The sequence below is a fragment of the Haloarcula nitratireducens genome, assembly GCF_019599505.1.
Window position 1 is genome coordinate 711,129 of record NZ_RKLT01000001.1, and the last position, 22,517, is coordinate 733,645.

Genomic DNA, 22,517 nt, shown 5'->3' on the forward strand with positions numbered 1-22,517 from the left:
GCCCTTCGCCGCCCGATGCCCGTTCGCGTCCGGACGCGACGGCCCTCAGATGACGTCCATCTCGGTCAGCCGCTCGGGCAGGTACGTGTCGGTGACGAAATCGAGACCGCGGGAGGCCAGCGCCTGCTGTTCGGCCTTCTTCCCGATGTCGAGCTGGAGCTCTATCTGCTCGCGCCAGAACTCCGTCTGGAAGCGGGGGTCCTCCAGTTCGGATTCGAGCGCGTTGATGTCCGAGTCGCCGAGCGGGTCGGTCGGCAGGTCGTACTCCACGATGTCGGCCGGGCGGATGCCGACGAACTCGGCTTCCGGCGTCGCCAGGTACTCAGAGAGGTGCGCGGACTTGATAGAGCCGTAGGCCACCGAGCCGTAGATGCGGTACGACCACGGGTCGCCGTCTGTGAAGACCACGACGGGTAGGTCGAGTTCGTCGTGGAGTCGCTTGGTGATGCGGCGGGTCGCCCGCGCGGGCTGGCCCTTGAGGTGGACGACGATGACGTTGTACTCCTCGTCGAAGCCGTTCTCGACGAGCCGGTCGCGCATCCCGCCGGTCTCCACGCAGAGGACGAAGTCGGCGTCGTGGTCCAGGAACTCGATGGTGTCGGGGTTGTTCGGAATCTGGTAACCGCCCTCGCCGACGTCCTCCTGACAGTGGATCTCGCGCTCGCCGCGGCGGGTCTGCTCGCGGATCTGCAGCGGTCCCATGAGCGTCGCGCCGGACTCCTCGGGGCGCATGTGGAAGTCCTCTCGGGTGACCTCCGAGACGATCTCTAAGTCCTCGACGAGGTCGTTGGACTCGTCCTGGCTGTTGAACTGCGCCTCCTCTAGGTCCCAGGACTCCGAGAGGTAGTACAGTTCACGCAGGGTAGACGAGCGGTCCTCCTCTAACTGCTGGGCGAGGAAGTCGATGGTGTAGGTCGCTTTCAGCAGCTTCTCCGCGCCCGAAACCGACTTCGCCGACCGGGTGGAGGTGCGGTCGCCGTACACCCAGACGTCCTTGTCCTCGTCGTACTCGATGTTGGACTTCGTCCGCGTCGGCAGGGTCATCCGCGGCACGTCGCCCTCCGCGAACTGGTCGTAGAACTCGGCCGCGAGGTCGATGAGTTGTTGGCGGGCCTCTTCCTCTTTCTGTGGGGTGTCTGATTCTGTGCTCATATCAGGCGTCCACCGTCAGTTTCTCGTCTTCGACGCCGTCGACCGAGACGGTGAACTCGGCGTCGTCTGCCACGCTGTACTCCAGTACCGCCGTCTCGCCCGGCTCGACCGTCGCGGACCACTTCACGAACCACTCGCCGTCCATCTCCACGACGTTCGCGCCGTTTCTCACCTCGGGGCGGGCCGTGACGATGTCGGTCAGGTCCACGTCCGCGTTCACGTCGTCGTTGTTCTCCACGACGAGGCGAACCGTCCCGTCCTCGACCTCCCGTTCGACGAGGACGTTGTTCATGATGCGCGCGATCGAGTCGTCGATGTTCAGCTCCTCGTTGTCGGTGACCTGCGTCAACTTCTCGGCCATCTCCGGGAGGATGGTCGCCAGCTTGTCCTGCTTCTCGCGGCGCTGGCGCATCGAGCGGCGCTTGTTCAGGTAGCTCTTGAGTTCGCGGGCGGCCTCCCGGATGGCGAGTTCGATCTCGTCTTCCATCTCGGGGACGTTGGCGATGGCGTCCTTCGACTCGCTGGTGAAGGGGACGTTCGTCGAGGCGACGTGGACCATGATGACCGCCGGGCCGTTCGGAACGCCCGACCCGCCGGGCTGGTCCAGGTTGTAGTTGCGCCAGTTGATGGTCTTGATGACGTCGGTCGTCGCACACGCGCCGCGCTGGTAGACCAGCGGGACGCGGTTAGCGAAGCGCATCACCTCGACGCTCCCCTCAGCCTTGAGTTCGCCGCCGTAGGCGATGCCCGCCTCGACGATGAACGGGTCGCCGCCGTGGACCGCCGCGTCGCGCGTCGAAGCGGCGTAGAAGTCCGCGTCGAACTCCTTTCGCAGCCCGGACTCGACCAGTTCAGCGGTGATCGGGGCCAGACAGTCCGTCGGCGGCGACATGATGTCCGTCTGCCGCATCGCGGTCAGGAGTTCGCTCGCCGTGTCGCGGTCGTCGGCCACCGCCGAGACGTTCGGCGGGTCGTCGGGGACCCGCACGGCCGCGTCCCACAACTGGTCGACGACGTTCTCCCTGGCCGTCTCGCCGAAGGTGGCGTCGTCCTGCTCCTCGGTCATGTCGGCCGCGCGGTCGACGTACTCGCGGAACTCGTCGCGGGTGAGACGGTGGCGGCTCTCCGTTCCGTCGGACTTCGTCCGACTCTCCGAGGCCCGTAGCGCCTCGCTGAACTTGTCGGCCAGTCGGCTCGCCAGTCCTTCGACGACGGCGTCGTCCTTCCGGGTTGTCGTCGCCGCGTCGACCAGCTCGTAGAGGTCGCTCGCCCGCTCGTCGGTGACGACCGACCACGCGGCGGCGACGGCGTTCCCCCGCACCGTCTCGCCGAACGTGGTGCCGTGGTCGGCCTCGACCGACTCGGCCGCCTCGGCGACGATGGCCTCGATCTCGTGATGAGCCACTCGGTCGCGATCGTGGACGGCATCCGAGATGGCCTCGGCGAACTCGCTGGTGGCCGTCGCGCCCTTGTTGGCGACGGCGTCCTCGACGGCCGACGCGACGTCGACGTCTTCCTGTACCTTCGGCGGCTGCCACGCCATCCCGCGGCCGTAGTGGCGGTCGTTGAAGTTCTGGACGACGCTCCGCGCGGTCTTCCCGCCGACGCGGGTGAACTCCTCTTGGAGGAAGCCGGAGACGGAGTAGGAGTCCGTCGCCTCCAGCATCTTCAGGAGCGTGCCGAGTTCGACGCCGTGGGGGTGCGGGCGGATCTCCTCGGTCTCGTCGGGAAGGCCCGCGCCCTCGACGCGTTCGAACTTCAGCGGCTCGTCCAGCCCGGGCTCGTCGAACTCGATGCGGGCGTGGGGGTTGACGACCGCGGTGTCCTGGATGTAGTCGTGAAGGCTGCCGCGAGCGCGCATGTTGGCCTCCATCTCCAGTTCGATGCGGGTGCCGTGCGGGCGCTCCCACGAGGTGGTCTCGTCGACGCTGATCTCGGGCTCGTTGGAGTCCGTGTCGACGATGAGCTCGAAGTACTGCGCGTCGGTCTGCCCCTTCGGCCGGGAGGTTATCTTCGCGGGCTTGCCGGAGGTGAGCTGCGAGTAGAGGACGGCGGCGGAGATACCGATACCCTGCTGACCGCGGTTCTGTTCGCGGGCGTGGAACCGAGAGCCGTAGAGGAGTTTCCCGAAGATCTTCGGGAGCTGTTCCTTCGTGATGCCGGGACCGTTGTCCTCGACGACGAGGCGGTAGTAGTCGCCGGCCTCCTGGATCTCGACGTAGATGTCCGGTTTGATGCCGGCCTCCTCGCAGGCGTCGAGCGCGTTGTCGACCGCCTCCTTGACGGCGGTGACGAGCGCCCGGGCCCCCGAGTCGAAGCCGAGCATGTGCTTGTTCTTCTCGAAGAACTCGGCGATGGAGATGGCCCGTTGCGATTCGGCCAGCTCCTCGGCGATGCCTTCTCCCTCGCCGAGTTGAGACTGATACGAGGTCATGTCGTGCCTAAGGTACCGCCGTCGAGGTTAAAAGGTAATCGCCACCGGGGTGAAAGTGAAAGGCGCTCGCGCCGAGAGGCGGCGGTCGGTAGGACCGGCTTATCATCTCGATCGGCCGCCGCGCACACGCGCGTGCGGGAACTTTATAATCCCGCATCGACTAGGGGAAATCAGTTCCTATGTCAGGAGAGTCTGATGAGTACGGCGCAAAGTCGATCCAGACCTTAGAAGGGTTAGAGGCCGTCCGCAAGCGGCCGGCGATGTACGTCGGGTCGACCGATGCCCGCGGTCTCCACCATCTCGTCTACGAGGTCGTCGACAACGCGATCGACGAGGCCCTCGCGGGCTACTGTGACACTATCGACGTAACCATCCACGAGGACGGTTCGGTCTCCGTCACCGACGACGGCCGAGGCATCCCCGTGGACGAACACGAGGAGCACGGCCGCCCGGCCGTCGAAGTCGTGATGACCATCCTCCACGCCGGGGGGAAGTTCGACAACAAGTCCTACCAGGTCTCCGGCGGCCTGCACGGCGTCGGGGTGAGCGTCGTCAACGCCCTCTCGAAGTGGCTCGAAGTCGAGGTCAAGCGGGACGGCGCGCTCTGGAAGCAGCGCTTCGACCACGGCGAACCCGAGTACGAACTAGAGCGGGTTCGAGACCTCGAACCCGGTGAAGAGACCGGCACGACGGTTCGGTTCTGGCCGGACGACGACATCTTCGAGACCGGCGAGTTCAGCTTCTCGACGCTGGAGTCCCGTCTGCGAGAGCTCGCCTTCCTCAACTCCGGCGTCGCCATCACGATCAACGACGAACGAGACGGCACCGAAGAGCGCTTCGAGTACGGCGGCGGTATCCGCGAGTTCGTCGAGTACTTAAACGAGACCAAAGAACCGCTCCACCCCGATATCGTCTTCTTCGAGGCCGAGGAGGAGATCGCGGACGGCCCGGTCAAGGTCGAGATCGCCCTGCAGGGGACCGACGACCTGCAGGGCTCCATCCACGCCTTCGCCAACAACATCAACACGCGCGAGGGTGGGACGCACCTCACCGGGTTCAAGACGTCGCTGACGCGCGTCATCAACGACTACGCGACCGACAACGACCTGTTGAACGACTTGGACGACACGCTGAAGGGCGACGACATCCGCGAGGGCCTGACGGCGGTCATCTCGGTCAAACACCCCGACCCCCAGTTCGAGGGCCAGACGAAGACCAAACTCGGCAACAGCGAGGTGCGGGGCATCGTCGAGTCGACGATGCACGACGGGCTCTCGACGTACTTCGAGGAGAACCCCGACACCGCCGAGGTCATCGTCGGGAAGGCCGTCGAGGCCGCGAAGGCCCGCAAGGCCGCCCAGAAAGCCGAGGAGCTCACGCGCCGGAAGTCCGCGCTCGACTCGACGGCCCTGCCCGGGAAACTGGCCGACTGTCAGACCCGAGATCCCGAGGAGGCCGAACTGTTCGTCGTGGAGGGCGACTCCGCGGGCGGGAGCGCGAAGCAGGGGCGCAACCCCGAGTTCCAGGCCATCCTCCCCATCAAGGGGAAGATTCTGAACGTCGAGAAACACCGCCTCGACCGCATCTTGGAGAACAACGAGATCCGGAACCTCATCACCGCGCTGGGAACCGGCATCGGCGACGAGTTCGACATCGAGGACGTCCGCTACGAGAAGATCATCATGATGACGGACGCCGACGTCGACGGCGCGCACATTCGGACGCTGCTGTTGACGCTCCTCTACCGGCACATGAAGCCGCTCATCGAGGCCGGCTACGTCTACGCCTCGCAACCGCCGCTGTATCGCGTCCGTTACCGCGGCAACACCTACGACGCCATGACCGAGGAGGAACGCGACCGCATCGTCGAGGAGAAGTGCGACGGCAACCCGACCCAGGTCCAGCGGTTCAAGGGACTGGGCGAGATGAACCCCGAGCAGCTCTGGGAGACGACGATGGACCCCGACAACCGCATCCTCAAGCAGATCACCATCGAGGACGCGGCGGCCGCCGACAAGATGTTCAACATCCTGATGGGCGACGCCGTCGAACCGCGCAAGGAGTTCATCAAGGAGCACTCGCCTGAGGCGGAGTGGGTGGACATATGAGCTCCGACGTACCCGACTCCGACGCGCCGGCGGACCGCATCAAGCACGTCCGCATCGAGGAGGAGATGGAGCAGTCCTACATCGACTACGCGATGTCGGTCATCGCGGGCCGCGCGCTGCCGGACGTGCGCGACGGGCTGAAACCGGTCCACCGCCGCATCCTCTACGCGATGCACGAGATGGGCGTCTCCTCGAACACCGCCCACCGGAAGTCCTCGTCCATCGTCGGCGAGACGATGGGTGATTACCACCCGCACGGCGACTCGGCCATCTACGACACGCTCGTCCGGATGGCACAGGACTTCTCGATGCGCTATCCGCTCGTGGACGGTCAGGGCAACTTCGGGTCGATGGACGGCGACCCGGCCGCAGCGATGCGATACACGGAAGCGCGGATGGCCCCCCTCGCCGAGGAACTGCTCGAAGACATCGAGAAGGACACCGTCGACTTCTCGAGTAACTACGACGACCGCCTGCAGGAACCGGACGTGCTGCCGGCGAAGGTGCCGAATCTCCTGCTCAACGGCTCGTCGGGCATCGCCGTCGGGATGTCGACGAACATCCCGCCGCACAACCTCGGCGAGCTCGTCGACGCGACGGTCCACCTCATCGAGAACCCGGACGCGACCGTCGAGGAGCTGATGGAACACGTCAAGGCACCCGATTTCCCGACCGGCGGCAACATCGTCGGCCGCGACGCCATCTACTCGGCGTACGCGACCGGCCGCGGCCGCTTGCGAGTGCGCGCCGAGTACGAGGTCGACCGCGAGGCCGGGCAGATAGTCATCAGCGAACTCCCCTATCAGGAGAACAAGGCCCGCCTCGTCGAGCGCATCGCCGACGACGTCAACGAGGGGAAGATCGAGGGTATCTCCGACCTGCGCGACGAGTCCGACCGCAACGGCGTCCGCGTCGTCGTCGAGCTCAAGCGCGGCGCGAACGTCGACGTGGTCGAGAACCGACTGCTCGACCACCACCTCGAATCCACCTTCGGCGTCATCAACCTCGCGCTGGTCGACGGCCAACCGCAGGTCCTCTCGCTGAAGGAGAGCCTGCAACACTACGTCGAGCACCGCCGCGAGGTCGTTCGCCGCCGCTCCGAACACGACTTAGCGGAGGCCGAAGAGCGCGCTCATATCCTCGAAGGCAGGCTGAAGGCCTTAGAGAACGTCGAGGACGTGGTCGAACTCATCCGCAACAGCGAGGACCGCGACGCCGCCAGAAGCGGCCTCCAGGAGTCCTTCGACTTCTCCGAGGAGCAGGCGGCCCACATCGTCCGGATGCAACTCGGTTCGCTCACTTCGATGGAGTCCGCCGAGATACAGGAGGAGTACGAGGACGTCCAGGACACCATTTCCTACCTCGAAGCCGTCCTCGCCAGCCGCGAGAAACTCGACGGCGTCATCACGGACGAACTCCGCGAGATCCAAGACGAGTACGACGACGAACGGCGGACCAACGTCATCGAGGACGCGGGACAGGTCACGCACGAGGACCTCATCCCCGAGGAGGACTGCGTCGTCGTCATCACCGAAGACGACTACATCAAGCGGATGCCCGTCGAGCAGTTCGATCCGCAGAACCGCGCCGGGAAGGGCATTATCGGGGCCGACCCCAAGGAGGGCGACCGCGTCTCGAAGGTGTTCAGGGCCAACAGCCACGACTACCTGCTCTGTTTCACCAACCGGGGGCAGGTCTATCGGCTGAAGACCTACGAGGTGCCCGAGATGTCCCGCACGGCGCGCGGGAAGTCCGCCATCAACCTCATCGACCTGGACGACGGCGAGGAGCTCACCGCCGTCGTCTCCACCGACGACTTCGAGGAGGACGAGTGCATCACGATGGTCACTCGCGACGGCTACGTCAAGCGGACGTGCGCGACGGACTTCGAGAACATCCTCTCGACCGGCATCCGCGCCGCGAAGCTCGAAGACGGGGACGAACTGATCGACGTCGAGGTCACGGACGGCACGATGGACCTCGTCATCGCCTCCGAAGAGGGTATGACCATCCGCTTCGACGAGGACGAGGTCAGCGAGATGGGCCGGTCGGCCCGCGGCGTCAACGGGATCAGACTGACCGGCGACGACAAGGTGGCGGCGATGGTCGCCACCGACGACGACGACGACCGGGCGCTGCTGACGGTGACCGAGAACGGCTACGGGAAGCGGACCCTCCTCGCGGAGTATCGCGCGCAGTCCCGCTACGGCAAGGGGCTCGTCGACATCAAGACCAACGACCGGAACGGTCGGGTCCGAACGGCCAAGGCGGTCGGCGAGGACGACCACCTCGTCATCATGTCCGAGCGCGGCCAGATAATGCGCATCCGGGCCGGTGACGTCTCGCAGTTCGGGCGGAACACGATGGGCGTGACCATCATGGAACTGGAGGACGACGACCGTGTGGCGAGCGTGACGGTCGTTCCGGCGGCGGTCGCCGAAGAATAGCGGACTCGAATCGCTCTGCGATTCGGGCGTTTTGGCAACAAATCCGTCCGGTCAGCGACGCGCCGCTGTCAATGAAAGGTGAGGGACTAACAGGGCGGGGACGCTACGGCGGGTATGGACGTTCGGGAGCATCTGTCTCAACACGAGCGGGTCGAACAGCTCCCCCTCGTGACGGAGTCCGCGACGGTGACGCTCGCGGAGGCGATGGACGACAACCGCACGGAAGCGGTGGAAGACGCCATCCGCGGCCAGCTGGAACCCCTCGACGGGGCGAACTGGCTCGACGAGATTCACGACGGCGCTGAGTACCAATGGGAGGAGCTATCGGAGCGACTGGACGCGATCGACGTCTCGGAGCACCGCCGCGACGACATCTCGACGCTCGTCGACCGACTCGAACGGGCGTATCCGTCGCTGTTGCAGGTGCGGGTCCGGGCAGAAGAGGAACTCGACTTCGCACCGGGGCAGTACGTCACGCTCCAGTTCCACGACACGCCGCGGGCGTACTCGCTGGCGGATTCGCCCAACGAGGACGAACTGGCCTTCGGCGTCCGGCGGGTCCCCGGCGGCCGGTTGACGAGCGACCTGTTCCAGGAACTCGAGGTCGGCGACCAGGTGGTCGTCCGCGGTCCGAACGGGGAGATGACGTTGGACGAGCCCTCGAACCGGGACATGGTGTTTCTCGCCACGGGGACCGGTGCCGCCCCGTTCAAGAGCATGATCGACTACACGTTCGAGGAGGGGAGAGACACCGTCGACGGGGAACAGCGGGACGTCTGGCTGTTCCTGGGCTGTGGCTGGGAAGACGACATCCCACACCGGGAGCACTTCCGCGAGCTCGCCGACGAGCGGGAGAACTTCCACTTCGTCCCGACGCTGACCCGCGAGTCGCTGCTGACCGACTGGGACGGCGAGACCGACTACGTCCAGCAGGTGTTCATCAAGTACTTGGATGACGAACTCGACGAGACGGACCTACCCGACGCGTTCGCGGACGTCGCGACCGAACGGCCGAAGACGGACGTCGACGCGAGAATCCGTCCCGAGAACACCGAACTGTACGCCTGTGGCGTCACGGCGATGGTGACGACGCTCGTCCGCGCGGCGAAAGCGGTCGGCGTCCCCGAGGACTCGATGCAGTACGAAGGGTTCGGGTGAGCCCTAGAGGATTCGCTTGCCGAACGCGCTCGCGGCCAGTTCGCAGGCGAGTTCCGCGGTCTGATTGTGGTCGTCGAGGATGGGATTGACCTCGACCAGTTCCATCGTCCGAAGTTTGTCGTGTCGCTCCGCGACGTACTCCATGGCGACGTGGGCTTCGCGGTAGGAGACGCCGCCCCGAACCGGCGTCCCGACGCCGGGGGCTTCCGTCGGGTCGAGCCAGTCCATATCGAGCGAGACGTGGATAGCGTCGGTGCCGTCCGCCGCAATACCGAGGGCCTCTTCAACGACTTCCGGGACGCTCCGAGCGTCGACGTCGGACATGGAGTACGCCGTCACGTCGCTCTCGCGGACGAGGCGCCGCTCGCCTTCGTCCAGGTTACGGAGTCCGACCAGTACGACGTTCTCCTCGCTGACCGCGGGCGTGTGGGCCCACGATTCGTCGGCGAACGACCCCTTGCCGAGGATGGCCGCGAGCGACATCCCGTGGATGTTCCCGCTCGGCGTCGTCTGGGGGGTGTTGAAATCGCCGTGGGCGTCGAACCAGACGACGCCGAGCGACTCGTCGGGTTCGGCCGCACCCGCGACGGTGCCGATGGCGATAGAGTGGTCACCGCCCAGAACCAGCGGGAACTCGCCGTCGTCGATAGTGCCGCTTACGGCCGTTCGCACGTCTTCGCAGACCTCTCTCGTCTCTCGGCGGAACTTCGCCCGCCCGCCGCGGGGCTGGTCCGCGTCCGGGTCGCGGGCTTCCGGTCTCGGCACTGCGAGGTCGCCGCCGTCGGTGCAGTCGACGCCGAGTCCGTCCAACTGTTCGGCCAGCCCCCCGTAGCGGATCGCCGAGGGCCCCATATCGACGCCGCGCCGGTCGGCCCCGAGGTCCATCGGAACGCCGAGGACGCGGACGGTTCTGTCCATACACCGTGCTACGTCAGCGACCGAATAAAAGTAGGGACATTAGTTGAGGCAGTATCGCTCGTGTTATCACTCATCGATGGGGTCAGACGAGGTCGCCTCGCATCTCCTCTATCGTCGAGGCACACGACTAGACCGTCACGGCGACGGCCGGGAGCGACGGCGAGTAACTGTTCGCTCTCTCGATCCTCTCCGTCTCAGTCGTACTGTTCGCAGACGCGTTCGACGCCCTCCTCGAAGGAGATCGTCGGCTCCCAGCCCGTCGCCTCGTGGATCTTCCAGTAGTCCGCACAGGTGTCGTGGACGTACACGTCCTCCGGGATGGGGTTGTCTTCGTACACCGGTTCCACGTCCGTTCCGAGCGTCTCGTTGAGCACGTCGACGAGATGGTTGAAGCTGTACTGCTCGCCGGTTCCGAGGTTGTAGATGCCGTTCAGTTCGCGGTCGGCCGCGAGCTCGAGCCCGCGAACGACGTCGTCGACGTGCGTGAAGTCGCGGGTCTGCGTGCCGTCGCCCCAGATCACGGGGTTCTCGCCGTTGGCGATGTCGTCCGCGAACTGCGCGATGAGGTTGGCGTACTCGCCCTTGTGCGCTTCGGCCCCCTCTTCCATCCCCTGATACACGGAGAAAAAGCGCATCCCGGCCAGCGACACGTCGTAGTGATTGTGGAAGTACTCGGCGTAGTTCTCCCGAGCGAGCTTCGACGCCTCGTAGCCGGTGTTCGCGTGTACTTCCATGTCCTCCGGCGAGGGTTCGGTACGGTCCCCGTAGATAGAAGACGTCGAGGCGTAGACGACGGTGTCACAGCCGTCGTCGCGGGCCTGCTCGACGACGTTGACGAACCCCTCGACGTTGACGCGAGCGCCCGTCGTCGGGTCGTCTTCGTGCATCGCGTACGAGGACAGCGCGGCGAGGTGAAACACGACGTCCACGTCCGTCGGCAAGTCGTCGTCGAGGACGCTCCGCTCGACGTATTCGACGTGCTCGTCCACGTTGTCGACCGTCCCGAGATAGCCGTCGTCGAGCGCGACGACGTCGTTTTCGGCCGCGAGCGAGTTCGCCAGATTCGAGCCGATGAAACCGCCGCCGCCGGTCACTAAGATCCGCTTGTCCTGCATATCTGTAGGAGGTCTGTCGGTTCGTAAATCCGTATCGCTTTCGGCTCCTGCGGTTAGCCGGCAAAATCCGCGGAGGACGGCCACCACCGTCGCCTTTAAGGACGGCTAAACCGAACCATCGACTATGTCATCAATCGAACTGACTCCCAGTCAGAAAAATATTCTGCAGGAGCTCGTAAATCTATACCGCGAGAGCGAGACAGCAGTCAAGGGCGAGGACATCGCGGAGAAGGTCGACAGGAACCCGGGCACGATCCGGAACCAGATGCAGAGCCTGAAAGCGCTCCAACTGGTCGAGGGCGTTCCCGGCCCGAAAGGCGGGTACAAGCCGACCGCGACGGCCTACGACGCGCTGCAGATACAGGACATGGACCAGGCCGCCGAGGTCCCGCTGCGTCACAACGGGGACCTCGTCGAACACTCGAACGTCGAGGAGATCGACCTGACGAGCGTCCACCACCCCGAGGAGTGCCGCGCCGAGATCCAACTGCAGGGCTCTATCTCCGCGTTCCACGAGGGCGACTCGGTCACCGTCGGCCCGACGCCCCTCTCGAAACTCCAGATCATCGGGACCCTGGAGGGCAAAGACGACACCAACAACAAGCTCATCCTCACCATCGACGACATGCGGGCCCCCGCCGGCGAACCCGAACACTAGTCGGTCTCTTTTTTTCTCCGCCCGGTGTGCGTGCGTCTCTCACCCCTGACTCACGTTACCACGGTTTAGCCGGTCGCTGATGGCGATTCCGTAGCCTTTGTATCACCCCACCTCCGAGACGAGGGTATGAGTGACAAGGTCGTCGTGCTCGGTGCTGGCTACGCCGGTGCAGGCGCTATCAAGAGCCTCGAAGACGAACTGAACGGCGAAGCCGACGTGACGTGGATCTCCGATACGGACTACCACCTCGTGCTCCACGAGTCCCACCGCTGCATCCGGGACCCGACGATCCAGGACAAGATCTCCATCCCGGTCCACGAGATCAAGGAGCCGACGACCAAGTTCGTCCAGGCCACCGTCGCCGACATCGACACCGACGACCGCGAGGTCGTCTTAGACGACGACTCGACGGTCGATTACGACTACCTGCTCGTCGGTATCGGCTCGCAGACCGCCTTCTTCGGCATCGACGGTCTCGAAGAGCACGCCCACACGCTCAAGAGCCTCGGCGACGCGCTGGGCATCCACGACGCGGTCCAGCAGGCCGCCCGCGAGGCCTCCCAGAGCGACCCCGCGCAGGTCGTCGTCGGCGGTGCCGGCCTCTCCGGCATCCAGGCCTCCGGCGAGATCGCCAAGTTCCGCGACGAACACCGCGCGCCGATCGACATCCACCTCGTCGAGGGCCTGGACGACGTCTTCCCGGGCAACGACCCCGAGCTCCAGGGCGCGCTCCGCAAGCGACTGGAGGCCCGCGACGTCAACATCATGTGCGGCGACTTCATCGGCGAGGTCGACGAGGAGACCGTCTACATCGGCGACGAGGAGGAACTCGACTACGACGTGCTCATCTGGACCGGCGGCATCACCGGCCGCGACTGCGTCCGCGACGTCGACCTGGAGAAAGACGAGCGCAACCACCGCATCCACTCCGAGGGCGACTTCCAGACCGAGGACGACCGCGTCTTCGCCATCGGCGACTGCGCCCTCATCGAGCAGCCCGGCGACCAGCCCGCCCCGCCGACGGCACAGGCCGCCTGGCAGGCCGCCGAGGTCGCCGGCGAGAATCTGGCTCGTGCGGTCCGCAGCCAGCCCCTGAAGACGTGGACCCACAAGGACAAGGGGACCGTCATCTCCGTCGGCGACGAGGCCGTCGCCCACGACGTGAAGGGCGTTCCCATCGACACCTTCGGCGGTCTCCCGGCGGAACTGCTCAAGAAGGGCATCGCCACCAACTGGATCAACGACGTCGCCGGCCTCGGTCGCGCCCTGAAGGCGTGGCCGGACATGTGAAGACCACCTTTTTCTTCGTCGGGTCGCCGTAGGCGACCCCTCCTCGAAAAACGTGGGCGAAAAAGGCCGGAAGCGCGGCGACGCCGCGCTTCCGGTGAAACCACGCCTCACGTCGCTCGGCGCGGTATGCTAGTCCCGTCAGCCTGCCCTTCCCCGTCTTCGTGAGCGGAGCGAATGAAGGCTCGTCAGAACGAAGTTCTGAGGGTGTCTTCGCGCGACGGAGCGCGCTCTCGGCCATAGCCTCCGCTACCGCTCTATCGAGAGCCCGGCGTGCCAGCCGTCGGCGTCGGCCTCTTCGACCGCTTCGTCCATCCGTTCGAGATATGTCACCGCGAGGCTGGCGCACTTCGCAGCCTTGCGCTCGCCCTCGGTGCGAAATTCGCCGGTCTCGCGGTTGGCGTAGACGGTACAGACCGCGCCGGCTCGTAGGCCGTAGATGCTAGCGAGCGTGAGGATACTCGCGGCCTCCATCTCGAAGTTGTAGACGCCGGCCTCGCGGAGTTCGTCGATTTTCGCCTCGCTGTCGCGGGCCTCGAAGCCGTCGAAGCCGGGCCGCGACTGGCCGGGGTAGAAACTGTCCGTCGAGCAGGTGACGCCGAGGTGGTACTCGTAGCCCAGTTCCTCGGCGGCGGCGACGAGCGCCGAGACGACGCGGTGGTCCGCGCTCGCGGGGTAGTCCTCGCGGACGTACTCCTTGCTCGTCCCCTCTTGCCTGACCGCGCCGGTGGTGATGATCAGGTCGCCGACGCCGGCCTCGGGTTGGATGGCTCCGCACGAGCCGACGCGGAGGAAGGTGTCCGCGCCGACGCGGGCCAGTTCTTCGACGGCGATGGCGGCGGAGGGCGAACCGATCCCCGTCGACGTGACCGAGACGGTCGTCCCCTCGTGGGTGCCCGTGGCGGTGCGGTACTCCCGATGTTCGCCGACGACCTCGTGGTCGTCCCATCCCTCGACGACTTTCTCGACGCGTTCGGGGTTACCCGGCAGGAGGACGCTGTCGGCCACGTCCTCGGGACCGACTTCGAGGTGGTACTGCTCCTCGTCGTTGGGGTCCTCGCTGTCGCCGGTCATCTGTCCAGGTGCGACCGTGAGATCGTGGTCGGGAGCAGTTCGCCCAGCGTGTACTCCTTGGCGTCCTCGCCGTCGGTGTAGATACGGAACGACGCGTCACAGAACTCCGAGAGGGTCTGCCGGCACATCCCGCAGGGCGTGACGCCGTCGCGCTCGGCAGAGGTGACCACCAGTCGCTCGAACTCGCGGTGGCCGTCCCTGACTGCGCTGCCGATAGCGACTTCCTCGGCGTGGAGGCTGTTGCTGTAGTTTGCGTTCTCGATGTTACAGCCGGTGTACACCGAACCGTCGGCCGTCTCGATGGCCGCGCCGACGCGGTACTCGGAGTAGGGGGCGTAGGAGGACTCCATCGCCTCGCGGGCGGCTTCCAGCAGGTCGTCCATACCGACGGGTCGGTCGGGTGAGGCAAATACCCACCGGCGGTTTCACCGCCGTTACTGGGCGAACTCGATAGCCGCCTCGACGACGGACCGAACCTCGGCGACGAGTTCGTCCACGTCGTCGCTCTCGGCGTAGATCCGCACGTAGGGTTCGGTACCGCTCGGGCGGACGAGCGTCCACGCGTCGTCGGGGAAGGAGAGGCGGACGCCGTACGCCGTCGAGACGCTCGCCTCGGGGAACGCCTCGGGCAGCGTCTCCTCGATACGGACCATCGCCTCGGCCTTCCGCTCGTCGGGACAGTCGACGCTGACCTTGCGGTAGGGGCGTTCCGTGACCGTTTTCCGTCGGTCTTCCAGCGATTCGGCGGCGAACAGCCGCGTGAGGACCGCGGCGCTGACGACGCCGTCGATCCAGTCGCCGAAGGCCGTGTGGAGGTGTTTCCACGGTTCGGCGGCGAAGGCGATCTCGGTATTCGCGTCGCCGGCCGCCCGTTCGCGGGCGACGCCCTCGTGGAGCGCCCCCAGATGGACGCGCTCGACGCGCCCGCCCGCCGCCTCGACCCGTTCGTCGATGCGTCCCGAGGCGTTCGGCGTCGTGACGACCACGGGGTCGTCGGCGGCCGACGCCCGAACGTAGTGTTCGGCGAGCATCGCCAGGACCGTGTCCTCGTGGACCACCTCGCCGTCGCCGTCCACGACGACGATTCTGTCGGCGTCGCCGTCGTGGCCGATGCCGAAGTCGACGTCCGTCGCGGCGACGAACGACCGGAACTTCGAGAGGGTTTCGGCCGTCGGCTTGCTCCCCCTGGCCGGGAAGTAGCCGTCGACGTTGGCTTCCGTCGCGCGGACGTCGGCACCCAGCGCGCCGAGGACCTGCGGCGTGGCGACGCCGGCCATCCCGTTGCCGCAGTCGACGGCCACCGTCAAATCCTCGGGGTCCGCCCCGTGCCCCCTCGCGTACTCGGTGACCGCCTCGCGGTACGCCGGGAGGACGTCGGTCCGTCTCGGTTGGCCCCACTCGCCCCACGCCGTCGGCCCGTCGGCGTCGGTCATCCGGTCCTCGATTCGACTCTCCGCGTCGCCGTCGTACTCCTGCCCGTCCTCGAACAGTTTGATACCGTTGTCCGCCGGTGGGTTGTGACTCGCCGTCACCATCACGCCCCGGCGGCCCCGCGAGGCGTAGGCCAGCGCGGGCGTCGGGACCTGACCGACCGAGACGACGTCGGCTCCGGCGCTCTCCAGTCCGGCAGTCAGCGCCGCGGCCAGCGCGGGCGAGCTCACCCGCCCGTCGTGACCGAGCGCGAACTCCCCGGCGTCGCGGCCCGCCGCCCGCCCCACTCGAAGCGCGAGTTCGGGGGTCACTCGCTCGACGACGTCCCCGCGGATTCCGGCAGTCCCGAACAAGTTCATATCCGTTACTCCGGCCGGTTCCTGTATAGTTCTCCCGCTCTCGGGACGAATAGAGCAATGGCGCGCACCCTCGCGATTCACAGACCGCGAGGGACGAGTCGCGCAGCGTCGGCGAGCGACGCAGTCGGTTGGGGAAGCGTGTGGCTGTTGAGCGCCGCTATGCGAGAGATCATCCGAGCGAACGGAGTGAGCGAGGTTCACCGGAATCGCCGGCGGCGATTCCGGTTGTTTTTCCCCACGTTCATCAGAGCGAAGCTCTGATGCAGCCCATCAGAAGTCGAAGACTTCTGAGGACGTTTTTGCGAGGAGTGGTGAGCGCGACGCGCTCACCCGACGAAGTAAAAAGTGGTCTCAGAGCAGCTCGTCGAAGTCGTAGCCCTGGATGTCGACGCCGTCGCTCGTGACCTCCGCGAGGAAGATGCCGTTGCCGGAGCCGGTGTCGCGCTCGGCGGCGGCCTTGATCGAGGCGGCGGCGACTTCGCGGGCTTCCTCGTTGCTCATGTCGTCCTCGTAGCGGTCTTCGAGCGTCCCGTAGGCGACGGTGAGCCCCGAGCCGGTGACGGTGTAGTCGTCTTTCATGACGCCGCCCGCGGGGTCGATCGAGTAGACGTGGTGGCCCTTCTCGTCGACGCCGCCCAGGATCGGGTTGATGGCGAAGAAGGGGCCGCCGCGGGCGAAGTTGCCCGCGAGCGTCGAGAGCGCCTGCATGCTCATCTCCTCGCCGCGGCGGGCCTCGTAGAGGTTGACCTCGGCGCGAAGCGAGCGGATAAAGGACTGTGCGCCGCCGACGCTACCGACCAGCGTCAGCGCCGCCGTCGGGTGGATCTGCTCGACCTTCTGGACGTTCTTGTTCGAGACGAACCGGCCGCCGAGCGACGCGCGCATGTCCGTGGCGATGACGACGCCCTCGCTGGTCGTGATGCCGATGGTCGTCGTCCCGGTCTTGTTGACCTTCTCGTCGTCGCGGCCGCTCTGTTCGGGCAGCGACCCTACCTCCGGTTCGTAGGGGTCGGTCTGGAACTCGTCGGCCGTCTGGGGGCGTGAGAAGTCGGGAGTCGTGTCTCTCATTACCGTTCCGTATCACACCGGCGCTGATAAAACCTCTTTTTGTGGTGAGGCTGACCGCCTCCCGGCCAGTTTCGTCTACGCTCGTGCCTCTTCGTAGGCGTCGTTGAGCCCGGTCACGGCCCGGTCGATCGGGATTCGCAGGCCGAGGCGTTCGGTGACCATCGCCAGGGGTAGTAACACGATGCCGGCGAGCAGCGTGAGTTGATACAGCACGAGCAGCGTCGCGGGGTACAGTCGGGCTTCCATCGTCCCTCGATAGCTGGCAGGGAGAGGCCGATATAAGTATCTTCTGCCTGTATCAGCAACATACAACTACGTTCGTGAGGGATAGTCACGCCGCCGTACAGCGATTAAACCAGACTTGGTGAAAGGACAAGTAGATGAGAGATAGTCGGCCGAGGGAGCGTAACTGGAGCATTGGAACGGCTCGGCGTTCTCGTAACTTATGGCGATAGTAACGGTGACGTGCGCAGCGGGCGCGAATCAAAACTAACGAGTAGCGCGACTGTGTGACTCTTCGTATGAACTACCTGGTGGCGATGGAAGCAGCCTGGTTGGTCCGTGACGTAGACGACATCGACGACGCCATCGGCGTCGCGGTGAGCGAGGCCGGCAAGCGCCTCAACGAGGCCGAGATGGACTACGTCGAGGTGGAAGTCGGCGCGACCGGTTGCCCCGCCTGCGGCGAGCCGTTCGACTCCGCGTTCATCGCGGCGGATACCGCCCTCGTCGGATTGGTGCTGGAGATGGACGTCTTCAACGCCGAATCGACCGAACACGCCCAGCGCATCGCCAAGAGCGAGATCGGCGGCGCGCTCCGGGACGTCCCGCTGAAGGTCATCGAGGTCTTCGAAACCGAGGAGGACGACGACGAGAGCGAAGACCGAGCCTGAACGAGGCGACCGAACACCCCGAGCCGGTGGCTTTTTGTATTACCCATAGTTATCGTGGGGCATGGACTTGCCCACGCCCGACGATCTGCGGGAGCGGCGAAACGAGCTCGACCTGACCCAGAGCGAACTGGCCGAGCGAGCCGACGTCTCCCAACCGCTCATCGCCCGTATCGAGGGCGGCGACGTGGACCCGCGGCTCTCGACGCTGCGACGCATCGTCAACGCGCTCGACGAGGCCGAGGGCGGCATCGTCAGAGCGCGCGACGTGATGAACTCGCCGGTCGTCGGCGTCGCGCCCGACGACTCCGTCCACGAGAGCAAGCAGCTCATGGACGAGAAGGGGTACTCGCAGGTTCCGGTCATCCGCGACGGCGCGCCGCAGGGCCTCATCGGGAACTCGGACATCCGCCAGCGGCCCGAGGAGAACGTCGGCGAACTCCCCGTCGCCGAGGTGATGCACGAGTCCATCGCTACCGTCGAACCCGACGCGACCATCGACGAGGTGGACGCGTACCTCAACCACAATGCCGCCGTGATGGTCGTCGAAGACGGCGAGACGATCGGCGTCATCACGGAGGCCGACATCGCTCGAACCGTGAGTTAGCTCGTGGTACGCGCTCCCATCTCCTATCCTCTCTTTTGAATATCGGTGAAAACGGTCTTTTCTCCGCCGTAAACGCGCCCTAACCGCGAGAACGGTCCAGATATTATATACTGGTCGTCGCTGGAGTAGCAATCGAGACATGCCATCGACGGACACCTCTCTGGATTTCCACCTCGAAGCGGCGCTCGCCGCGGCCGAAGACGAGACGACGTTGTATCACCTGCGCCAAGCGATGCAGTTGCGCATCGCGGAGAACGAAGACGTCACCGACGAACGGCCCGGCGGCCCCCTCTCCGCCTGAGTTAGCTATCGAGTTCGAGCCCGCGAACCGCGACCGTTCCACTACCGTCCTCGACGTGACCGATAACTCGTGCGTCGGCAGAGGCCTCGACGACCGCCTCGGCATCTGCTTCCGGAAGCGCGGCGACGAATCCCATCCCGCATCCACCTTTTTCTGCCTCGGGTGCGCTCCGCGCACCACTCGTTGAAAAACGTGGGCGAAAAAGGCGGACCCTCGTTCCTCGGGTCCGTTAGCTTTCGAGTTCGAGCCCGCGAACCGCGACAGTTTCGTTGCCTTCCTCGACGTGACCGATAACGCGCGCGTCGGCAGACGCCTCGACGATTTCTTCGGCGTCCCCTTCCGGAAGCGCCGCTACGAACCCCGTGCCCATGTTGAACGTCCGATGCATCTCCTCGTCGTCCACGTCGCCTTCCGCCTGAACGAATTCGAAGATCGGCTGGGCGTCGAACGCGTCGGTGATCTCGTAGCGGAACTCGCCCATGCGCGCGAGGTTCGTCCAGCCGCCGCCGGTGACGTGGGCCGCGGCGTGGGTCTCGGCGTCCCGTAACGGGGCCAGGACTTCGCTGTAGATCCGGGTCGGGGTCAGTAGCTCCTCGGCGATGGTCACGTCGGGGTTGTGCGGGAACGGGTCGGTGTAGTCGTGCTCTCGGGTGACGGCTTCCCGGGCCAGCGTCAGCCCGTTCGAGTGGATACCCGAGGAGGGCCACCCGACGATGGCGTCGCCGGCTTCGGCTTCCCCGGGGAAGACAGCGTCTTTCGGAGCCAGACCGGCACAGGTGCCGGCGATGTCGAGGCCCCTGATGACGTCGGGCATCACCGCCGTCTCGCCGCCGACGAGGGCGACGCCGGCCTGTTCGGCCCCCGCTTTCAGCCCTGCCCCGATCTCCTCGCTGGTCTCCTCGTCGGGGTGCTCGACGGCGAGGTAGTCCACGAACGCGACGGGTTCGACGCCCGCGGCCAGCAGGTCGTTCGCGTTCATCGCCATGCAGTCGATGCCGATAGTCGAGTAGTCGTCGATAGCTTCCGCGACGAGCAACTTCGTCCCGACGCCGTCGGTGGCCAGCGCGAGGTACTGGTCGCCGATGTCGACGAGACCGGCGTAGTCGCCCTCGAACTCGCCGGCCGCGCCGATGAGCGCCTTCGTCGCCGCCTCGCTCGCGTCGATGTCCACGCCGGTCTCGGCGTAGGTCAGTCCCTCCGTCTCCTCGGTGTCATCGGCCGAGGCGTCGTCGTCGGTCATACCAGAGGGGGCACGCGGCGCGGGCAAAAGCGCATCGTTCCCCCGCGTTCAGAGGACGAACAGCGCGCCCACGGCGAGGAGAATCGACGGGACGGCGACGACGAAGAAAACGATATTACTCCACGCTCGCACCTTGCGGCCGTCCAGCGGGCCGAACGGGAGCATGTTGAACCCGGCGAGCAGGAGGTTGATCTGGAGGCCGCGGTAGGCGACCTCCCAGAGGAAGCCGTCGGTACCCGACAGCAAGGCGGCGACGAACGGCACGAGGAAGACGACGGCGAGCAGGAGGTTCGTCACCGGACCGGCCAGCGCGATGAGGCCGTTCTCCTTCGCGCTGATGCGGCCGCGGTGAACGACGGCCCCGGGCGCGGCGAAGAGGAAGCCGACCAGCGCGCCGACGATGGCGAACCCGAGCATCCGGTAGTCCGCGCGGAACGCCGCGACCTGCCCGAAGCGCACCGCGACGACCTTGTGAGCCAGTTCGTGGAGCAGGAAGCCGACGCCGACGGTCAGCAGGCTGACGACGAGCGTCGAGACGACGGAGGCGAGCGTCAGGTCGCCCACCTGTCCGAGCAGCGCCGACCGGAACTGCGGTTGCAAGAGGAGCGTGAACGCCAGTCCGAGCGCCAGCCACGCGACGAGCAAGTCTCGAAGCTCCTGCCGACTGAAGCTGAGTCCCATTACAGCGCCCCCACGAGTATCTGCGTGCCGCGGTTGATACCCTCCCAGAGGAGGGAAGTCACTCCTGCCATTCCGCCGATGTCCGCGGCGAGGTAGGGCAACAGCGCCGGGAAGACGACGTAGGAGGCGACGGCGCTGCCGATGTTGGTCAGCGCGACGATGAGGATGAGGCGGAACAGCGGGACCGCGCGCATCCGCGCGAGGAGGTCCGATATCGGTGCTTGCTCGTCGCCGAGGATCTCGTTGAGCTTCGCGATGTCGCCGACGTTGACCGAGATGTAGCGCAGTTCGACGTAGCCGGCGAACCAGCCGGCCGCGAGCAGCGGGAAGAGGCTCGTCAGCCAGCCGAACGCCCCCGCGACGATGGCGCTGGACCAGTGCGAGCCGGCCACTTTCGCCAGCCCGCCCGCGAAGACGGCGTTGACGACGACCAGCGCGACGAACAGTTCGAGGAGGACCGCCTGACTCGCGCCGCCGAGTATCAGCAGGCCGAAGAAGACCAGGAAGACGAGGCCGACGCCGTAGCCGACGACCTGATACAGCGAGATTCGCCGGCCGTCCTCGGTGCCGGTGAGCGATTCGAGCGGCGGGAGTTCCTCGGGGTGTTCGAGGTAGTGCTCGATACCCGCACGGTGGCCGGCACCGACGACGGCCAGCACGTCGTAGCCGGCCTCGCGGAGGCCGACGAGTCGATGGGCGATGAAGGCGTCGCGCTCGTCGATGAGCGCCTCGGCACCGCCGGGGGAGAACTGGCGGAACTCCTCCATCATCGCGCTGACGACGTCCGTCTCGGTCAGTTGCTCGATGTCGAACTCCTCGACGTCGTCGGTCTCGCTGTGGAACCGCGCGAGCAAGGCGGCGATGGGTAAGCCGACGACGAGGCTCGCGCCGACGACGAGCAACAGCGTATCGAGCAAGCCGGCGATCGTGCTGGCGATTCCGCCGGGCAGTATCCCGGCGAGGAACCCCGGCGGAACGACGAACGGGCCGCCGAACGCGCCGGCGACGACGGCGACTCCCGCACCGATCGTCGCGCCGATAGTGAGGCCGACGGAGAGTGGCGGGCCCATCTCGGCCGCGAGGCTGCCGACGAGGGCGACCTTCTCACGGAAGGACAGGCGCGCCCAGAACCGCTGGACGGTGGTCTGGATGTCGCGGTCGACGAGAGCGACTCCCAGGCCGAGTTCCTCGGCCTTGTCGATGGCGGCTTTCATGTCCGCGCCCGGTTCGATGTCGAATCGGTCGCCGAGTCGGGTCTGTATGTACGACAGCATCCAGTACGCCAGAAACTGAAAGACGGTGTTCCCCCGGAGCAGGTCGCCGGCGTCGAGGTCGTCGGGGGCCTCGCCCTGCATCTGCTTGTACCGGCCCTCGTCGAGCTCGACCGCGACGATGTCGGGCCGAGTCTCCTCGATGCTCGTCTCGACTTCCTCGACGCTGTGTTCTGAAACGTGGGCGGTCCCGACGACGGTGACGGCCCCCTCACCCGAGGGTCGCGGGGGGTCGTCGCCCGCCGACGCCGCGTGTTCGGTCATCAACCCGGGGTACACGGGCGTTTCCTTTACCGTTGTCGGGTCGGCGGCACGCTG

The 22,517-nt window shown here is 66.1% G+C and carries 21 protein-coding genes; 8 read left to right on the top strand and 13 right to left on the bottom strand.

Features of this window, described 5'->3' with window-relative positions:
• Nucleotides 1–45: 45 nt before the first annotated feature.
• Complete coding sequence (locus EGH23_RS03700) at nt 46–1,152, bottom strand: DNA topoisomerase IV subunit A (RefSeq protein ID WP_220578667.1); 1,107 nt, start codon at nt 1,150–1,152, stop codon at nt 46–48.
• 1 nt (nt 1,153) lies between these two features.
• Complete coding sequence (locus EGH23_RS03705; protein ID WP_220578668.1) at nt 1,154–3,586, bottom strand: DNA topoisomerase VI subunit B; 2,433 nt, start codon at nt 3,584–3,586, stop codon at nt 1,154–1,156.
• A 179-nt stretch (nt 3,587–3,765) separates the two neighbouring features.
• Here EGH23_RS03705 and gyrB point away from each other — a divergent pair, with 179 nt between their 5' ends.
• The 3 genes from gyrB (at nt 3,766) to EGH23_RS03720 (ending at nt 9,299) form a co-directional block, all read left to right on the top strand.
• Nucleotides 3,766–5,694: a DNA topoisomerase (ATP-hydrolyzing) subunit B gene (gyrB, locus tag EGH23_RS03710; protein WP_220578669.1), complete on the top strand. Its 1,929-nt coding sequence runs from the start codon at nt 3,766–3,768 to the stop codon at nt 5,692–5,694.
• On the top strand, nt 5,691–8,141 hold the full coding sequence (gyrA, locus tag EGH23_RS03715) for a DNA gyrase subunit A (RefSeq protein WP_220578670.1): 2,451 nt from the start codon (nt 5,691–5,693) through the stop codon (nt 8,139–8,141). Before gyrB ends, gyrA begins: the two co-directional genes overlap by 4 nt.
• 114 nt (nt 8,142–8,255) lie before the next feature.
• Nucleotides 8,256–9,299 (top strand): ferredoxin--NADP reductase, encoded by a 1,044-nt coding sequence (locus EGH23_RS03720; RefSeq protein WP_220578671.1) that lies wholly within the window; start codon nt 8,256–8,258, stop codon nt 9,297–9,299.
• 3 nt (nt 9,300–9,302) lie between these two features.
• Here the strand turns inward: EGH23_RS03720 and rocF are convergent, their stop codons facing one another.
• Entirely contained in the window at nt 9,303–10,217 is a 915-nt protein-coding gene (gene rocF / locus EGH23_RS03725; protein WP_220578672.1) for an arginase, read from the bottom strand.
• A 194-nt stretch (nt 10,218–10,411) separates the two neighbouring features.
• Complete coding sequence (locus EGH23_RS03730) at nt 10,412–11,332, bottom strand: NAD-dependent epimerase/dehydratase family protein (protein WP_220578673.1); 921 nt, start codon at nt 11,330–11,332, stop codon at nt 10,412–10,414.
• A gap of 124 nt (nt 11,333–11,456) precedes the next feature.
• On the opposite strand from EGH23_RS03730, the gene EGH23_RS03735 reads away from it, so the two are divergent.
• Nucleotides 11,457–11,990, top strand: coding sequence for an HTH domain-containing protein (locus EGH23_RS03735; protein ID WP_162316296.1), 534 nt, complete (start codon nt 11,457–11,459; stop codon nt 11,988–11,990).
• A 126-nt stretch (nt 11,991–12,116) separates the two neighbouring features.
• A complete protein-coding gene (locus EGH23_RS03740; RefSeq protein ID WP_220578674.1) occupies nt 12,117–13,280 on the top strand; it encodes an NAD(P)/FAD-dependent oxidoreductase in 1,164 nt (387 codons plus the stop codon).
• 246 nt (nt 13,281–13,526) lie between these two features.
• Here the strand turns inward: EGH23_RS03740 and EGH23_RS03745 are convergent, their stop codons facing one another.
• The 5 genes from EGH23_RS03745 to EGH23_RS03765 all read right to left on the bottom strand — a co-directional run bounded on the left by EGH23_RS03745 (nt 13,527) and on the right by EGH23_RS03765 (nt 17,455).
• On the bottom strand, nt 13,527–14,351 hold the full coding sequence (locus EGH23_RS03745) for a nucleoside phosphorylase (protein ID WP_220578675.1): 825 nt from the start codon (nt 14,349–14,351) through the stop codon (nt 13,527–13,529).
• Complete coding sequence (gene cdd, locus EGH23_RS03750; protein WP_220578676.1) at nt 14,348–14,734, bottom strand: cytidine deaminase; 387 nt, start codon at nt 14,732–14,734, stop codon at nt 14,348–14,350. Before cdd ends, EGH23_RS03745 begins: the two co-directional genes overlap by 4 nt.
• Nucleotides 14,735–14,785: 51 nt before the next feature.
• The gene (locus tag EGH23_RS03755; RefSeq protein WP_220578677.1) at nt 14,786–16,141 is read right to left on the bottom strand and encodes a phosphohexomutase domain-containing protein; all 1,356 of its coding nucleotides are present in this window, start codon (nt 16,139–16,141) and stop codon (nt 14,786–14,788) included.
• Nucleotides 16,142–16,492: 351 nt separating this feature from the next.
• A complete protein-coding gene (gene psmB / locus EGH23_RS03760; protein WP_220578678.1) occupies nt 16,493–17,209 on the bottom strand; it encodes an archaeal proteasome endopeptidase complex subunit beta in 717 nt (238 codons plus the stop codon).
• Between the two features lie 75 nt (nt 17,210–17,284).
• Nucleotides 17,285–17,455, bottom strand: a complete 171-nt coding sequence (locus EGH23_RS03765) for a hypothetical protein (RefSeq protein ID WP_220578679.1) — start codon at nt 17,453–17,455, stop codon at nt 17,285–17,287.
• 275 nt (nt 17,456–17,730) lie between these two features.
• On the opposite strand from EGH23_RS03765, the gene EGH23_RS03770 reads away from it, so the two are divergent.
• The 3 genes from EGH23_RS03770 to EGH23_RS03780 all read left to right on the top strand — a co-directional run bounded on the left by EGH23_RS03770 (nt 17,731) and on the right by EGH23_RS03780 (nt 19,007).
• On the top strand, nt 17,731–18,102 hold the full coding sequence (locus EGH23_RS03770) for a DUF555 domain-containing protein (RefSeq protein WP_220578680.1): 372 nt from the start codon (nt 17,731–17,733) through the stop codon (nt 18,100–18,102).
• 61 nt (nt 18,103–18,163) lie between these two features.
• Nucleotides 18,164–18,706 carry a CBS domain-containing protein gene (locus EGH23_RS03775; protein ID WP_220578681.1) on the top strand — a complete coding sequence of 181 codons (543 nt, stop codon included), beginning with the start codon at nt 18,164–18,166 and terminating at the stop codon, nt 18,704–18,706.
• A 139-nt stretch (nt 18,707–18,845) separates the two neighbouring features.
• On the top strand, nt 18,846–19,007 hold the full coding sequence (locus EGH23_RS03780; protein WP_220578682.1) for a hypothetical protein: 162 nt from the start codon (nt 18,846–18,848) through the stop codon (nt 19,005–19,007).
• A 1-nt stretch (nt 19,008) separates the two neighbouring features.
• Here the strand turns inward: EGH23_RS03780 and EGH23_RS03785 are convergent, their stop codons facing one another.
• The 4 genes from EGH23_RS03785 to EGH23_RS03800 form a co-directional block, all read right to left on the bottom strand.
• Entirely contained in the window at nt 19,009–19,143 is a 135-nt protein-coding gene (locus tag EGH23_RS03785; protein WP_425433193.1) for a hypothetical protein, read from the bottom strand.
• Between the two features lie 93 nt (nt 19,144–19,236).
• Complete coding sequence (gene purM, locus EGH23_RS03790) at nt 19,237–20,247, bottom strand: phosphoribosylformylglycinamidine cyclo-ligase (protein WP_220578683.1); 1,011 nt, start codon at nt 20,245–20,247, stop codon at nt 19,237–19,239.
• 48 nt (nt 20,248–20,295) lie between these two features.
• Nucleotides 20,296–20,928: a zinc metalloprotease gene (locus EGH23_RS03795; protein WP_220578684.1), complete on the bottom strand. Its 633-nt coding sequence runs from the start codon at nt 20,926–20,928 to the stop codon at nt 20,296–20,298.
• Entirely contained in the window at nt 20,928–22,463 is a 1,536-nt protein-coding gene (locus EGH23_RS03800) for a TraB/GumN family protein (RefSeq protein ID WP_220578685.1), read from the bottom strand. The genes EGH23_RS03795 and EGH23_RS03800 overlap by 1 nt, the downstream gene beginning before the upstream one ends.
• Nucleotides 22,464–22,517 lie beyond the last annotated feature (54 nt).

Excerpts from the sequence above, each read along its gene's own strand:
- EGH23_RS03700 (WP_220578667.1), bottom strand. The coding sequence starts at position 1,152 with ATGAGCACAGAATCAGACACCCCACAGAAAGAGGAAGAGGCCCGCCAA.
- EGH23_RS03705 (WP_220578668.1), bottom strand. The coding sequence starts at position 3,586 with ATGACCTCGTATCAGTCTCAACTCGGCGAGGGAGAAGGCATCGCCGAG.
- gyrB (WP_220578669.1), top strand. The coding sequence starts at position 3,766 with ATGTCAGGAGAGTCTGATGAGTACGGCGCAAAGTCGATCCAGACCTTA.
- gyrA (WP_220578670.1), top strand. The coding sequence starts at position 5,691 with ATGAGCTCCGACGTACCCGACTCCGACGCGCCGGCGGACCGCATCAAG.
- EGH23_RS03720 (WP_220578671.1), top strand. The coding sequence starts at position 8,256 with ATGGACGTTCGGGAGCATCTGTCTCAACACGAGCGGGTCGAACAGCTC.
- rocF (WP_220578672.1), bottom strand. The coding sequence starts at position 10,217 with ATGGACAGAACCGTCCGCGTCCTCGGCGTTCCGATGGACCTCGGGGCC.
- EGH23_RS03730 (WP_220578673.1), bottom strand. The coding sequence starts at position 11,332 with ATGCAGGACAAGCGGATCTTAGTGACCGGCGGCGGCGGTTTCATCGGC.
- EGH23_RS03735 (WP_162316296.1), top strand. The coding sequence starts at position 11,457 with ATGTCATCAATCGAACTGACTCCCAGTCAGAAAAATATTCTGCAGGAG.
- EGH23_RS03740 (WP_220578674.1), top strand. The coding sequence starts at position 12,117 with ATGAGTGACAAGGTCGTCGTGCTCGGTGCTGGCTACGCCGGTGCAGGC.
- EGH23_RS03745 (WP_220578675.1), bottom strand. The coding sequence starts at position 14,351 with ATGACCGGCGACAGCGAGGACCCCAACGACGAGGAGCAGTACCACCTC.
- cdd (WP_220578676.1), bottom strand. The coding sequence starts at position 14,734 with ATGGACGACCTGCTGGAAGCCGCCCGCGAGGCGATGGAGTCCTCCTAC.
- EGH23_RS03755 (WP_220578677.1), bottom strand. The coding sequence starts at position 16,141 with ATGAACTTGTTCGGGACTGCCGGAATCCGCGGGGACGTCGTCGAGCGA.
- psmB (WP_220578678.1), bottom strand. The coding sequence starts at position 17,209 with ATGAGAGACACGACTCCCGACTTCTCACGCCCCCAGACGGCCGACGAG.
- EGH23_RS03765 (WP_220578679.1), bottom strand. The coding sequence starts at position 17,455 with ATGGAAGCCCGACTGTACCCCGCGACGCTGCTCGTGCTGTATCAACTC.
- EGH23_RS03770 (WP_220578680.1), top strand. The coding sequence starts at position 17,731 with ATGAACTACCTGGTGGCGATGGAAGCAGCCTGGTTGGTCCGTGACGTA.
- EGH23_RS03775 (WP_220578681.1), top strand. The coding sequence starts at position 18,164 with ATGGACTTGCCCACGCCCGACGATCTGCGGGAGCGGCGAAACGAGCTC.
- EGH23_RS03780 (WP_220578682.1), top strand. The coding sequence starts at position 18,846 with ATGCCATCGACGGACACCTCTCTGGATTTCCACCTCGAAGCGGCGCTC.
- EGH23_RS03785 (WP_425433193.1), bottom strand. The coding sequence starts at position 19,143 with ATGGGATTCGTCGCCGCGCTTCCGGAAGCAGATGCCGAGGCGGTCGTC.
- purM (WP_220578683.1), bottom strand. The coding sequence starts at position 20,247 with ATGACCGACGACGACGCCTCGGCCGATGACACCGAGGAGACGGAGGGA.
- EGH23_RS03795 (WP_220578684.1), bottom strand. The coding sequence starts at position 20,928 with ATGGGACTCAGCTTCAGTCGGCAGGAGCTTCGAGACTTGCTCGTCGCG.
- EGH23_RS03800 (WP_220578685.1), bottom strand. The coding sequence starts at position 22,463 with ATGACCGAACACGCGGCGTCGGCGGGCGACGACCCCCCGCGACCCTCG.